The 13,344-nt window shown below is 72.3% G+C and carries 9 protein-coding genes; 3 read left to right on the forward strand and 6 right to left on the reverse strand.

The genetic code is table 11. The features are described from left to right. Positions 1-137: 137 nt before the first annotated feature. Both ACFV2J_RS24830 and ACFV2J_RS24835 read right to left on the reverse strand, forming a co-directional pair. Complete coding sequence (locus tag ACFV2J_RS24830; protein WP_385091702.1) at positions 138-1,781, reverse strand: hypothetical protein; 1,644 nt, start codon at positions 1,779-1,781, stop codon at positions 138-140. Between the two features lie 2 nt (positions 1,782-1,783). Further along, the gene (locus ACFV2J_RS24835; RefSeq protein ID WP_385091705.1) at positions 1,784-6,616 is read right to left on the reverse strand and encodes a hypothetical protein; all 4,833 of its coding nucleotides are present in this window, start codon (positions 6,614-6,616) and stop codon (positions 1,784-1,786) included. Positions 6,617-6,819: 203 nt separating this feature from the next. Here ACFV2J_RS24835 and ACFV2J_RS24840 point away from each other — a divergent pair, with 203 nt between their 5' ends. From ACFV2J_RS24840 to ACFV2J_RS24850, 3 genes are all read left to right on the forward strand, one after another. Beyond that, positions 6,820-8,238 (forward strand): hypothetical protein, encoded by a 1,419-nt coding sequence (locus ACFV2J_RS24840; RefSeq protein WP_385440623.1) that lies wholly within the window; start codon positions 6,820-6,822, stop codon positions 8,236-8,238. A 395-nt stretch (positions 8,239-8,633) separates the two neighbouring features. Beyond that, complete coding sequence (locus tag ACFV2J_RS24845) at positions 8,634-9,008, forward strand: hypothetical protein (protein ID WP_385440626.1); 375 nt, start codon at positions 8,634-8,636, stop codon at positions 9,006-9,008. 211 nt (positions 9,009-9,219) lie between these two features. After that, positions 9,220-9,591 (forward strand): ArsR/SmtB family transcription factor, encoded by a 372-nt coding sequence (locus ACFV2J_RS24850; protein ID WP_385098334.1) that lies wholly within the window; start codon positions 9,220-9,222, stop codon positions 9,589-9,591. A 393-nt stretch (positions 9,592-9,984) separates the two neighbouring features. Here ACFV2J_RS24850 and ACFV2J_RS24855 read toward each other — a convergent pair whose 3' ends face one another. The 4 genes from ACFV2J_RS24855 to ACFV2J_RS24870 are packed head-to-tail and all read right to left on the reverse strand — an operon-like array spanning position 9,985 to position 13,327. Next, complete coding sequence (locus tag ACFV2J_RS24855; RefSeq protein WP_385440629.1) at positions 9,985-10,692, reverse strand: SpcZ; 708 nt, start codon at positions 10,690-10,692, stop codon at positions 9,985-9,987. Continuing rightward, positions 10,689-11,567, reverse strand: a complete 879-nt coding sequence (locus ACFV2J_RS24860) for a TauD/TfdA dioxygenase family protein (protein ID WP_385098350.1) — start codon at positions 11,565-11,567, stop codon at positions 10,689-10,691. Before ACFV2J_RS24860 ends, ACFV2J_RS24855 begins: the two co-directional genes overlap by 4 nt. A gap of 46 nt (positions 11,568-11,613) precedes the next feature. After that, positions 11,614-12,309, reverse strand: a complete 696-nt coding sequence (locus ACFV2J_RS24865) for a hypothetical protein (protein ID WP_385440633.1) — start codon at positions 12,307-12,309, stop codon at positions 11,614-11,616. Then, on the reverse strand, positions 12,254-13,327 hold the full coding sequence (locus ACFV2J_RS24870; protein ID WP_385096914.1) for a GSCFA domain-containing protein: 1,074 nt from the start codon (positions 13,325-13,327) through the stop codon (positions 12,254-12,256). The genes ACFV2J_RS24865 and ACFV2J_RS24870 overlap by 56 nt, the downstream gene beginning before the upstream one ends. Positions 13,328-13,344: the final 17 nt, after the last annotated feature.

A 13,344-nucleotide genomic window follows, 5' to 3' on the forward strand; every position in this document is an offset into this window, starting at 1 on the left:
TGGGGGGGGGGGGGGGGGGGGCGCGCCCGCGCGGGGCGGGTGGGTTGGGCCGGGTGGGCGGCGCGCGCCGGCCCCGCCCCCCCCCCCCCACCGCGCAGGACGAACCCGCCGACCGCCGTCGGGGCACCGGCTGGGACTCAGGACATCAACAGCGCGGTCGCCGACCTCAGTCGATCGTGGGCGGCCACCAAGGCGAGGGCCCGCTTCGGGGGTGGGACGTCGGTGTGACAGGCCGCGCGCAGCAGGTACTCGGCGAGCACCACGTGCCACTCCCAGGCCCGCTCGGCCTCGCCGGCGTCCGGGCACACCACGTGCAGATGCGTGACCAGCCACGACAGGGCCACCAAGGCCGCCGGGGTGTCCGGGGCGTCCGGTTCGGCGAGCGGGGTGCGGCTGCCCAGGTGCGACGCCAGAGCTCGCCAGGTGGCGAACCGGGTGAAGAACATCGATTCCACGCCCGCGTCGATCGACCGCATCAACAGGTCCACACCGAACCGGGCCACGTCCGCGGCCCAATTGAGCCGGCCGAACGCGCTGGTGTCGATGAGCACCGGCGTCGGGTGCCGGCCGAGACAGATCAGCACGTTGCCTCCGTGCAGATCGCCGTGGGCGTACGTCGTCACGGTCGGCCGGGTCAACTCGCTCAGCGGTACGCCCAGCGGCCTGCCCTCCTCCAGGAACGACCGCAGCTCCCTGGTCAGTTCCCGCACGTCGGACAGCCCGCCCCCGTCCGAGCGCGTCAGCGCGGGCGAGAACTCCGCCAGCGCCTGGAGGACCAACCGGCGCCGCAGGGAGGGGAACCGCAGCAGTTCCACCAGCGGTACGCCGCTCTCCCGGTTCTCGGTGTGCGGTGTGCGCAGCCCCTCCCGGAACAGTTTGAACATGACGTCCTCGACGTCCCGCCTCGGCGGGTCGGCCGCGAGCCAGGCGCGCAGCGTGATCGCGTTCTCGGGCAGCGGAGCGCCGAGCGCGTACCAGCCGTTGACCGGTCCCACCGGCCGTTCGGGCCGCTGCCGGATCAACAGCAGCGCGGGGAACACCTTCGCCGCCCGGGCGTTCTGCTCCGCCTCGTGCGCCAGCGACCGTTCGTCGCGGGACGCCTTCAGGACATGCCGCAGCACCGGGCTGCCCGGTGAGACGGCCGCGACCGAGCACACCACCGCTCCGGACGCGCCAGGTGTGAGATGAGCCAGTCGCATCGTCTCCATCTCGGCGCCCTCGGCCTCCAGGACGCGGCTGTAGAGCTGGGAGAGCGTCGGTGCCCCGACCTCGTCGACGATGGACTGGACCGCCGGGTCGTCGGCGTCCGCCTCGACCTGGATCGTGCTCACCGTCCCGTTGTTGAGGAGGTGCTCGCGTACCGCCCGGACGACGGCCGCCGGACTGTTGTCCAGCGATCCCTGGGTGAACTCGTACCGGCGGAAGACATGATGTGCCCCGGAACGGCGCGCCTGGTCGAACAGGTCGGGCCTCGTGTCGTCACCGGAACTGACGGCGATGATGTACGTCCGTGCCGATCGTTCCTTCGCCTCGGCGATCAGCTCCAGGCCACGCGGCTCCGGCAGGTCCGGCAGGTCCTCACGCGCGAACAGCAGGTCGACCAGGACGACGTCGTAGGGCCGGTCCGCGTCCCGGATCAGCTCCTGGCCACGGTCCGGCTCGGTGGCGGAGTCCCACAGGACGTCCCAGCCGATCTTTGCGAAGTGCGTCCGGAGCCGGGCCTTGGAGCGCCGCTGGTTGCGTTCCTCGTCGTCGATGATCAGCCCTCGGATCTCCTGCATGATCAGGCTCCCTCCCACAGGGGCAGCGCCAGGAGTGTCTCGAACGTCCAGCCCTTCCCGCCGTCCTCCTCGTCGAGGGCATGCCCCGTCAACGAGGCGCCGAAAGGCCGGAGTTTCGCGTCCAGTGCCCGCAGTCCCTGACCGGGCGCGCGTCGCGGCCGGGTGCCGGTGTTGCGGAACGAGACCTGTACGGTGCCCGGTGCGGACGTCGCGTACGCGATGTGGACACGGCACTCGGCGTCCGGGACGCGATGGCGCCGCGTGTTGTCCAGTACGTGTTCCACGGCCTCGGTCAGCAGGGGCGCCGGACAGAACACCTCGGCCTCCCCCACGGCCGCGCGCGCCACCACCTCGACCGCGGTGTCCCGCGTGGCGAGGAGGGCCTCAAGCCGGGGCCCGAGCCTGGTGGGGGCGGACGAGACCAGGTCCACGAGATGGGCGCGCTTGCCCGTCTCCGGCAGATGTGTCGCGAGGAACATCCGGTACCACCAGTCGAGCCGGTCGAGCAGTTCGTACCGTACGGTCTGCCAGTCGGGGTCATCCACCTGGCGCGGTGCGCGCAGCAGCCGGTCGAGCCGTTCCGTCACCTCGCTGAGCGCCGTGATCCCGTTGGGCACCAGCCGCATCAGCCGTTCATGATCGCGACGCCCGAGCCGGTCGTCCACGTACTCTCCGGCCAGGACGTGGCGCAGCGCGGGAAGGCAGACCAGGGCCCGCTCGGCGAGATGCCGTTTGCACGTCTCCCAGTCGGAGCGGGCGTCGAGCGCCGCGCGCTGCGAGGGTGCCGCGTCCTCCAGGTCCTCCACGTAGTCCCGTACGCGCAACAGCCCCGAATCCAGCCGGTGTCGCATCACCGCGTGTCCCAAGTCCTCGCGGAGCTGCTCCCAGGCCTTCTGCGGATCGTCCGGCTTGGGGCCCACCTTGTGGTCCGCGACGGTGATCAGCTGCTGCACCACGTGCAGATACTCGTCCGCGAGGCCGGGGACGCGTGCCTCACGCCGGTCCTCGAGGCTCTTGCGGCAGCGCAGAAGGCTCTTGCGCAGCCGTACCACGTCGATGGGGGTGTCGTGCGGCGGACGACGCAGGAGCCGGTGGCAGTCGAGAAGCATCTGGTCGACCAGGACGGGCTCGTCCAGCACCAGGGTCAGCAACCGGGGCAGCATCTCGGTCATCTGCTGCGGCGTGGTCACCGCCAGCACCATCAACGCCTGCACGCGAAGCCACGGTGAGACGTTGACCGACTTGCCGACCCCGGCCACACAGATCTCCGCCAGCAGGTCCCGGGCCACCGTGAACCGGAGCGGCGGCAGCTTCAGCCACTGCTGTTCGGCGGCGAGGAGCCGGATGAGGTTGGACCTGGTGAACTCGGTGCGCGGCGCGCCGTCCAGGAGCGCGCGCAGCGCGTCGACCACCCGCTGTCGCGAGCCCGTGTCGCGCAACGATTCGCGCAGCAGCGCACGCCAGCGTATGTAGTCGATCACGTCGTCCGAACGGATCGGGACCGCGAACAGGTCCGCCGCCGCGCTGCTGAACACCTCGTCGCGGCGCTGCGGGCGCAACAGTTCACGCAGCTGGTCCGCGTGCCGCCGGAGCCGGCCGGGGGCGGCCGAGTCGTCCTGGACGCGCAGCCGGGCGGCACAGATCGCGCAGTCGTGCGGCGGCTCGCCCGGGATGCTGCTCGCGCTGACGAACCGCACCACCACCGGCACGGGTGCTCCGCCGCCCGGCGGGGCCACGGCCCTGAGCATGCGCAGCGCCGCCGCCTCCTGGTGGTCGAGCCGGTCGAGCAGTACCACCGCGACGACCGCCACCGCCCCGCTCGCCGCGGCCAGCCGGATCATCTGCTGCAGTGTGGTCCCGGTCGTCGCACGACCGTCCAGTACCACCACGGTCTGGCCACGCGCGTCGTACCGTACGGCCGTCGGGAAGATCCATTTGTTCTGCGCGACCCCACGGGGCACGGGCACCAACTCCCCCACCTCACGGCCGAGTTCGCCCAGTCGGGCGTGTACGGCCACCGGGAGCCTGCTGTCGTAGATGGCGTACCAGAGTTGCAGCGTCGACGCGTCCGCCGGTCCCGGTGTCTCCGCCACGGAGGCGAGTGATTCGCTCAGCACGTCGAGGACGGCGTCCGTGATCCGGGCTCCCGTGCCCGGGTGCCGAAGCGCGCGGTCGAGGTGCAGCATCGCGCTGGAGTGCGACCGAGGGCCGGCCAGATGCCCGAGCGAGAGGGTGTCGGGGGCGCCCTTGCACAGCCGCAGGAAGTCGAGCTCCGAGATGCGGGGCGGTTCCGGGGGCGAGGGAACGACCGGGTGCCGCAGGATCGGATCGATGTCCACGACGTCCACTCCGGCCGCGTCGCCGGTCGGCGGCGTTCGCCCGTCGGCCGCGTAGATGTCGATGGCGACGTCGGTGAGCGAGACGACGGGGATGCTCCGGTTGAGCAGCTGGATGTCGCGACGTTCCGGTCGCGCGTCCACGACACAGGCGATCAGCGCGGGTTCGGCGCCCGCGCCCACGATGGCGGCCGCCGCACGCCGCGTGGTGTTCTCCGTCGACAACAGGTCGGTGATGAGCACCACCCGCTCGCCGGCCTGAACGGGTTCGCTCGGATGCAGCCCCTCCAGGTCGAGTTCACCCGGCATGGCGTGGTGCCTCCCGCCCAACGCGAGGCACTCGCTCAGCCGCGCGGCCAGCGGCATCGGCGCCGCCGACACATGCGCGACCACCGTGGGCACCTCGCCGTGGCCGCGTTCGTCCAGTACGGCCTCCACCTTGCGAGCCAGCACGTACGCCGCGGTCGCCGTTCCGATCGTCGCGACCAGGAGCAGGGCGGAGTCGACCCAGCGCCGGGTGATCCGCAGCCCGGGCGTGCGGAACAGCCCGTTCGCCACACCGGAGGCCTCTCCCCCGTGCTCGACGACCTCGGCGAGCTCGCGGTGCGCCTGCCGCTCCAGGGTGCGCAGCACCCCCAGGGGGGTCAGCGCGAGGCAGACCCGGCCGCCGGTGACCTCGAAGAGCCGTGGGTACTGCTCCAGCGCCCGCCACAGGCCGTCACCCGGTTCCCCTCCGGCCTCCGTCCAGCACCGCATCGCCGTCTCCGTCGACACCGCACCGCCGACCCTGCTCAGTTCGGTGAGGACGGCGCGGACGGCCGCCGAGCCGCCGTACCAGAGGGGTGGTCCGTAGCAGCCGTGCACGAGTGTCGGGCTCGGCGGTGCGCCCGTGCCCGGGTGCTGCTCGGCGTGCAGCCCACTCACGCTGAGATCCACGATCCGCGGATCGGCGTCGGGGAAGAGGACAGCGACGGCCGTGAGGTCGGCCAGCCCGTCGGCCACGCCGAGTGCGGCGCTCAGCGCGTCCTGGAGTCCGGAGGGGCTGAGGTAGCCGCTGTCCCGTAACGGCACCGAGACGACCACTCCGCCCAGCGCGGGATCCCCCGCGGTTTCCCGGGCCGCGTTGACCAACGCGGCGCGTCCGGGCTCGTCGAGGCCGCTCACCGGGTCGAACTCGCAGCGGATCCAGCGCAGTTGCTGGCCCACCGCCGCCTGGGGGCGGTCGATCCACGACACCGGGGTGCGGTGCGTCTTCGGATCGGTGAGGACCTGCACCTCGTGCAGCGTGCCCGGTGCGTGGCCGAGCGAGCCCTCCGCTATGACCGTCTGGCCGTCGGACTCCGTGTACACCCAGCCGGTCATGGTGTCCGCGGTCCGCACGACGATGCTGCCGCCGTAGCTCCTGACCAGGTGCGCCACCCGCCACAGCCCGTTCTGGCCGGGCCGCGGCGCGTTCGCGTCGGCGCGCGCGCCCTCCGGCACGGGGAAGTGGTGGCCGAATGCGTAGAAGACGGTGTCCTCCGCCTCGGTCGGCCGGTGTCCCGAAGCGGGCCGCACCCCGGACGGAATCCCGTGCCGCGCCAGTACCGGATCCAGCCGGGTCACCAGCCCACTGCCCGAGTCGCCGACCAGCAGACGCAGCACCTGGCTGCGCGTCGTCGTGGCCAGCTCCGCCAGTTCGGCCGAGGCGGGCGGCATGTCGGCGTGACGCCGGTCATAGGTCACGGAATCGAGCAGGACAGCGCCCACGAGGCAACGGGGCGGTTCACCGACGACCCCGGCCGCACCGTGCTCCGCCACGTTCTCCAGGAGCTCCAGCAGGACCGTCTGGCTCAGCGCGTCGGCGTCCGGCTCCGACAAGCCGAGGTCACGGAGCCGGGCCACGATCCCCAGGAAGTCCTGTGACACGCGCAGTTCGTCGCCGTCGAGCGGCGACAGCCACTGGAACGGCAGGATGCGCCGCCTCACGTAGGGGGACTCGTCGCGGGCCGTGGACTTGCCGCCGCCCGGTGTCGCGTCGTCGGCGGACGGGAGATGGTCCACCGCCGCCGCGTCGTCCACCTCGACGGCTCCTTCCGGCCAGCGCCCGGGCCGCAGGGCGTCCAGGAAGCCGACCTGCCCCATGAACGCCCGGGCGTCGCCACGCGCCCGGGCCTGCCGGGTCAGGAGCCGCTGCGCCACCGCCCGGTCCCGCTCCGCGCCCGACTCGTCCCCTGGGCCGCCGGTGTCCACCGGATCGGCACCGGTGCCGGCCAGTTCCGCGGTGGGCAGTGTGACCCGGACCGGCACGCTGTCCCGCACGGCGGCGTCGATCAGCAGCAGGGCTCGCGCCAGCGCCGCCATGTCGGCGAACTCGACCCGGGCGAAGTTCAGATGGAGCCCGTGTTCCAGAATCCGGTGGGTCCACCGCCCGTCCGCCGCGAGCGGTGCGCGCGGGGGCTGCATCACCTTCTCCCAGCTGCCGGGAGTGAGTCTGGGGGCGAAGTGAAGTCCTGCCATGGTCGGGCGCCCTCCCTCTTCCGTTCGCCGCTGCCGTACCTGTGACAGGTTCTGCCCACCCGGACCAGGTGAATATCACCCCTTCTTCCGCCTCGGGTGCCGAACTGCCATCATCAGCGCAGTGCGTCAACTTTCCTATGGACAAGTGACATTGGGGACGGATGGCATCCGGTCACAGCGGGGGGCGCGGCCTGCGGAGGGCCGTGGCGCGGGGACGGGAGATCGACGGTGCCCGCTTCGCCGCGTACGTGCTGCGCGCCGCCGCGCGGACACAGCGCGTGGTCATCACCGGGGCACGCTGCGCGGGGACCGTGGATCTGCGCCAGGCCGTCCTCGACGCCCATCTGGAGTTCGTGGACTGCGTCTTCGACGGAGAGGTCCTGCTGTCCGGAGCCGTTGTCAACTCACTCGACCTCAGCGGTAGTCGGGCGACGGCGCTGCTCGCCGACGGGCTGCGGGTACACGGAGACCTGGTGCTGCGCGAAGCTCGGATCGGTGACGCCGGCGCCACGGCTCCGTTCGCCGACTTCCGTACGGACGGCGACCGGGTTCTGGCCGCCCGTCGGGTGTCCGAGGAGCTGACCACGGCACCGTTGCGTCTGGTGGCCGCGCACATCGGCGGCGCGCTCGTCCTCGAACGGGCGGTGCTGGGCGGTCCCGGCCCGTGGATCCTGTTCGCCCCTCGCGTCACGGTAGGTGACTCATTGCGCGCGAGCGGGATGGAATCGTCCGGCGGCATCTACCTCAGGGACGGGCAGGTCGGCCACTCCCTTCTCTTCGAGGGCGCCTCGGTGAGCGCGATCGACGCCACGGGCCTGCGCTGCGACGGCGGCTTCTACGCCGACTGGGGCTTCTCCTGCTCCGGACCCGTCCGCCTGCGCAGCGCCGAGGTCGCCGGGATCGTCACCTTTCACGATGCGGTGCTCGGTGCCCCCGCTGGTGCCGCGATCCTCACCCGGCTGCGCACGGCCCGCCTGCGCGTGGATTTCCGTACGAACCCGGCGGGCCCGGTCGTGCTGCGCGACGCGCGGATCGGCTCGTACGTGGACGCGCCGGGCAGTTGGCCGACCGCGGGCGCGCTCGACGTGGAGGGGCTCACCTACGACCGGCTCGGCTCGGTCGAGCCCGTCGGGGTGAAGGAGCGGCTGGCGTGGCTGGCCAGGGACGGTACGGTCACCGCCGGCTCGTTCGAACAGCTTGCGCTGTCCTACCAGCGCGCCGGTGACGAACGGTCCGCGCGGGTCGTCCGACGCGCCCGCGAGCGCCGGACCCGGCGCTCGGAGAGGCTGCCCGCCCGCGTCTGGGGTGCCGTCCAGGACCTGCTGTTCGGCTACGGGTACGCACCGGGGCGCGCCCTGGTCTGGCTGATCGTGCTGGTGGGCGCGGGCTCCGCGTGGTTCGCCACACACGCGCCGCCACCGGTCACGGGCGGGGCGCGGCGGGACTGGGACCCCCTGCTGTACACCCTCGACCTGGTCGTCCCCGTCGCCGGCCTCGGTCAGCGGACCGCCTGGGATCCTGCCGGAGTGGACAAGGCGGTGGCCGTCCTGCTGATCCTCGCGGGCTGGCTGCTCGCCACCTCGGTGGTGGCGGGGGCGAGCAGATTGCTGAGCCGGAGCTGATAAGCGGCAGTGGTCCGGCGCCGAGTGGTCCGGCGCCGGGCTCGACGGCCGCGAACCGTCGCTCGCCCCGCGCGACGGCGCGGACCCGCCGGGCGGGCTCGGGACCCGCGTTCACGACCGTGGTTCACGATCGGTGTTCGCCACCGGTGTTCGCGAATGGTGTTCGTGACTGATGTTCGTGACCGGTGTTCGCGACCGGTGCACCCGCCGAACCAGAAGTGCGGCAACGGTCACCCATCGCACATCGGTGATCAGAAGGAATCGGGCCGCGCACCGCGCCGACGCACCTTCTGTCAGTCCCGGAACAACTCGGCAAGCCGGCGCGCACGGTCCGTAGGGTCCGGCTGACGGAGCCGCCCGGGATGCCGGGCCGCGCACAGCGAGGAGACACCGGTATGGCAAGCGTGGACATCTCATTGAAGGAGACCATGACGTCGATCGAGGGCGCGCTGGGAGCCGCTCTCGTCGACTACACCAGCGGTATGGCGCTGGGCACCTTAGGCGGGGGCAGGGACCTGGACCTGGCGGTCGCCGCCGCGGGCAACACCGATGTCATCCGTGCCAAGACCCGCACCATGGAGCACCTCGGCCTCAAGAGCGACATCGAGGACATGCTGATCACCCTCTCGAACCAGTACCACCTCATCCGGCCGCTCAAGGGCAAGGACGGGAACGGCCTGTTCCTCTACCTCGTGCTCGACAAGGCGAAGTCCAACCTGGCCATGGCCCGCCACCAGCTCAAGCGCATCGAGGCCGAACTGGAGGTGTAGCCCGCCGCCTTCTCCCTGCCTCCGCACGCTCACGAATTGAAGAATTCTTCATCTGGGCACATCCAGATCAGACCAATCCGATGGGTGTGCGGGGCGGGAGACGCGAGGATCTGTCATCGGTCCGCAAGCCCGCGCCCGCGGCGGCCCGTACACGGCCGCCGCGCCGGCCAGAGCAGAGTCCGTCAACCGCGGTAGGGAGCGAACGATCACCATGCAGGTCCCCCTCTACCAGGCCAAGGCCGAGTTCTTCCGCATGCTGGGGCACCCCGTGCGCATCCGCGTCCTGGAACTGCTGCAGAACGGCCCCGTCCCCGTGCGCGACCTCCTCGACGAGATCGAGATCGAACCCTCCAGCCTCTCCCAGCAACTTGCCGTGCTGCGCCGGTCCGGGATCGTGGTGTCCATCCGAGAAGGCTCCACCGTCAGTTACGCGCTCGCCGGCGGCGATGTCGCCGAACTCCTGCGGGCCGCCCGCCGCATCCTGACCGAACTCCTCGTCGGCCAGAGCGAACTGCTGGCCGAGCTCCGCCAGGCCGACGTCCGGCCGGCCCTGACCCAGGGCAGCCCGAGCCCGACCTCCTGAGCCCCTCCGGCGATTCCCCTCGGCCGGCCGCCCGTCCCAGCTCGCCCGTCGCCGAGCTCGCGCCACGGCGGAGTCGCGAGGGGCGTCACATGAGACGCGCACGCGGGCACACCGCTGCGTGAACTCGGTCTGGCACAAGCCGACTTACCCACGTGACGCCTGGCGACGCGGCCTGTCCCGTCCCCAAGTCGACCGGCCCGCCCCGAAGGCGCTCGCCGTGACCTCCGTGTCCCGACCCGGGTCCCCGGCCGTCCGCGCCGCCGAGGCGGAGGACGGCGTCGGCCGAGGGGGCGTCCGTCGGGGCGAGACCGTGTGGGTCCCGCCCCGACCGGCAGGCGACGCGCGCCGGAAACCCAGCCGCGGCGGGCGGACCGTCCGCCTTCCTGGCGTGCGTCAGGAAGGTCCGACCGGCGTCCGGTGCAGGGCCGACCACAGGCCCCGCACGAGATCCGTGTACGCCGACGCGAACCGGGCGTCGACGTCGCGCGGCGCATGCCCCGTCCCGGCCGCCACCGCCCGCGCGTACGCACGGGTCCGGGCGGCGGGAAAGCTACGGGCGAAGGCGTCGGCGTCGCCGGTCGCGAACGCCGCCGCCACCGCCCGCGCGTTCGCCAGGGCGTTGGCCTCGGCGAAGGCACGGGTGTTGGGCTCGGTGGTCAACTCCGCGTAGTCGGTGCCGTACCGATGGGCCCCGGCGGCGTCGTAGCCGTTCGCGACGGCGTAGGACCGGGCGTTCTCGTACGCCGCCGCGAAGGCCCGCTGGAAGCCGTAGGCGTCGCGATAGACCTGGCGGAGCACCGGTTCGAGCACGTCGAACCACTCCTCCTCCTCGACGGCCACCGCCTCCCGTGCCCGCCCGTGAACGGCGGCCAGCCGGGCGCAGGCGGCCGTCACGCGCCCGGAACGTGCGGTGGCCTCCGTCAACAGCGGGACCACCGTGCGCAGATGCCACTCGTGGACCACGTCCAGGGTGACGGCCGGGCAGCCCGGACGCAGCTCGGTGGCCGGTGCGGGCCGTGCCCCGCCGGGGCCCGCCGGGCCGGTCCGGCCCGCGGGGAGCACGTCGGTCAGTTCCGTCACCCAGGAGGGCAGCCCGGTCATGCCTGGGGCTTGGTGCCGTCGATGGCCACGCGCCGGCCGTGGCGCGCGTGCGGGTAGTAGTCCCAGATCGCGTGGTGCTGGACGCAGCGGTTGTCCCAGAACACCAGGGTGTTCGGCTGCCAGCGGACGCGGCACTGCAACAGCGGGGTGCGCGCGATGTGCTCGTACAGCATGCCGAGGACCGCGGCGCTCTCGGAGCGCGACAGCTGGGGGATGTGCGAGGTGTAGGGCGCGTTGACGAAGAGGAGCTTGCGGCCGGTGTCGGGGTGGCGGACCACGACGGGGTGCTCGCTGCGCGGGACGTCGTACTCGGCCGGCGGGGTCAGCCCCTGGGTCAGCCAGGGCCGCGCGCCGTCGTGGACGGCGGTCAGGCCGTCCAGGAGGGACTTCATCGCGGGTGACAGCATGTCGTAGGCCAGGTGCATGTTGGCGAACAGGGTGTCGCCGCCGCTGCCGGTCTCCGGGATCCGGGTGATGTGGAGCATCGAGCCGAGGGATGGTTCGGGGTCCGCGGTGCCGTCCGCGTGCCAGCCGTTGCCCGCCACGTCACGGGAGTTCTTGTCCGCGCTGATCTCCAGGATGTACGGGTCGGAGCCTTCCACCGGCAGGGAGTCGGGATGCAGCGGGCCGAAGAGCGCGGCGAACCGCTTGTGGTCCTCGGGTGTCGGGTGCTGGTCGCGGAAGACGAGCACGTGGTGGGCGAGGAAGGCCTCTTTGACCTCCTTCTCCTGCCGGGGTGTCAGCTCCCGGGACAGGTCGATGCCCGTGATCTCGGCGCCGATCAGCGGGGTCAGCTGTTCCACGGCGAGGGTTTCGTACGTCTCCTTCGGCCGGGTGCTGAGTCGCTCGACGGCGTCCAGTGCGAACTGCTCCATGGGGATCTCCTGTCGGGGGGTGGGGCGGGGGTCTTGGGGCGCGGGGCTAGAGGCCGCGGGCGAGGAGGTCGGCCAGGACCAGACGGCCGAAGGCGAGGTTTCCGTGGATGGTGTCGTCGGCCTCGCAGAACGCGGCGCGCTGGAGGCCCGTGCCGTCGGTGACCCGGGAGCGCAGGTCGACGATCTCGACGCCGAGGCGGTCGAGTTCGCCGCGGACCACCTCCTGCGCGGCCAGGAAGACGTCCTGGTCGGACATGCCGGGCACCCGCTGGGGCGGCATCACGGCCAGGACCCGCAGGCCGAGGCCGAGGGCGTGCGCGTAGAAGCCGAGGGCGCCGCGGACCATGGTCCGGACGATGTCCGTGAAGAGCGCGCTCGTGAGGAAGCCGGGGGCGAGGCCACCGGCGCGGTCCCGGTAGACGCGCCAGTTCTCGGTCGTCGCGAGCGTGTGCGCGCTGAGTCCGAAGGTGGCGACGAGGGGGATCGTGAGCCGGTCGAGGCCCGGCACCCCGAGTTCTTCGAGGAAGGCCCTGTACAGGCGTTCCGCCTCCTCCTTGCGGAAGACCACGTCGCCGCCCCGCAGATCGAAGAAGTCCGCGTTGAACTCGCGGCCCGCGCCGATCGGCCCGCCCAGGAAGGGCAGGCCGGCGGCCCGGGCGGCACGTCCGAGGGGGCCCGCGTGGGAGTCACCGAGCAGGAGGAACCGGGCCGTGGCTGTAGTAGTCGAGTACGGCGTCGTCACACCAGTGGTCCTCTCCGGTGTCGGTTCGGGCGGCGGCCCTGGGGGTGTCCGGCCGGGCCGGTGCGCGGCGGCCGTGGAGCGCGTCGAAGAAGTGGCGCATGACGAAGGCGACGCCCTCGGGGCTCACCGTGCGGAGGTTCGGCTCGTAGAAGGCCCCCTGGAAGGGGTGGCCGGTGATGATCTCGTACGACGGGAAGTAGTCGACGTGGTCGAGCTCCTGGGCGAGCTGTCCGGCCGCCGCGCGCAGCACGGACTTGGAGTAGGTCGTGGCGACGAGGGCGTGACCGGCCGTGGCGGTCGCGGTCAGAGGTACCGGTGACACGGTGAGCAGGATCTTCAGGGCGGGGTTGGCGCGCCGGGCGAGGGCCACGGCCGCCGTCAGGTCCCGATGCACCTCGGCGGCCGTGAAGTTGTGGAAGACGTGCCGGCCCGGGTCGAAGGAGCCGCGCACGGTTCCCGGGCAGACCGGGTGGACGGTGTCCGTGACCGTGTCGGTCCAGGCCTCGGTCAGGCCGAGGGTGAAGATCAGACAGCCCGCCGAGGAGACGGCCGTGCGGATGGCGGCGAGGGTGTGGTGCCGGGCGTCGAGCACGGCACCGGGTGTGGCGTGGCCGCCGGGTTCGACGGACGGACGGTACGGGTCGTGGAAGCGGCCCGCCTCCTCCCACACCTCGCCGGGGGGTGCCGATTCCTCGAACGCCCAGGTGAGCCACTGGCGCAGGGCGGCGGCCGTGTAGATGTTGCCGGTGCGGAAGGAGAACTGCCCGTACCAGCGGGCTTCGCGTTCGGCCGCGGTCAGGCCGGGGGGCGCGGTCTCGGCCTCGTACCAGTTCATGCCCTCCAGCAGCAGCGCGGGACCGAGGTGCCGGGCGAAGCAGGAGCCCGCGGTGAGGACGGGTTCGTCCGGGTCGAGGGGGAAGGCGGGCGCCCACAGGTCGGTGATGGCGGGGGCGGCCCGCTCGGCGACCGCGGTGCGCCAGAAGGAGCGCTCCGGGAGGGACTCGTAGGGGTGCACGATGGGATCTCTTCCTGGTG

The sequence above is a fragment of the Streptomyces sp. NPDC059668 genome, assembly GCF_042734135.1.
Taxonomy (GTDB): domain Bacteria; phylum Actinomycetota; class Actinomycetes; order Streptomycetales; family Streptomycetaceae; genus Streptomyces.

What these genes read in the sequence shown, in the direction of transcription:
- ACFV2J_RS24830 (WP_385091702.1), bottom strand. Translation starts at nt 1,781, where the DNA reads ATGCAGGAGATCCGAGGGCTGATCATCGACGACGAGGAACGCAACCAG.
- ACFV2J_RS24835 (WP_385091705.1), bottom strand. Translation starts at nt 6,616, where the DNA reads ATGGCAGGACTTCACTTCGCCCCCAGACTCACTCCCGGCAGCTGGGAG.
- ACFV2J_RS24845 (WP_385440626.1), top strand. Translation starts at nt 8,634, where the DNA reads ATGGCAAGCGTGGACATCTCATTGAAGGAGACCATGACGTCGATCGAG.
- ACFV2J_RS24850 (WP_385098334.1), top strand. Translation starts at nt 9,220, where the DNA reads ATGCAGGTCCCCCTCTACCAGGCCAAGGCCGAGTTCTTCCGCATGCTG.
- ACFV2J_RS24855 (WP_385440629.1), bottom strand. Translation starts at nt 10,692, where the DNA reads ATGACCGGGCTGCCCTCCTGGGTGACGGAACTGACCGACGTGCTCCCC.
- ACFV2J_RS24860 (WP_385098350.1), bottom strand. Translation starts at nt 11,567, where the DNA reads ATGGAGCAGTTCGCACTGGACGCCGTCGAGCGACTCAGCACCCGGCCG.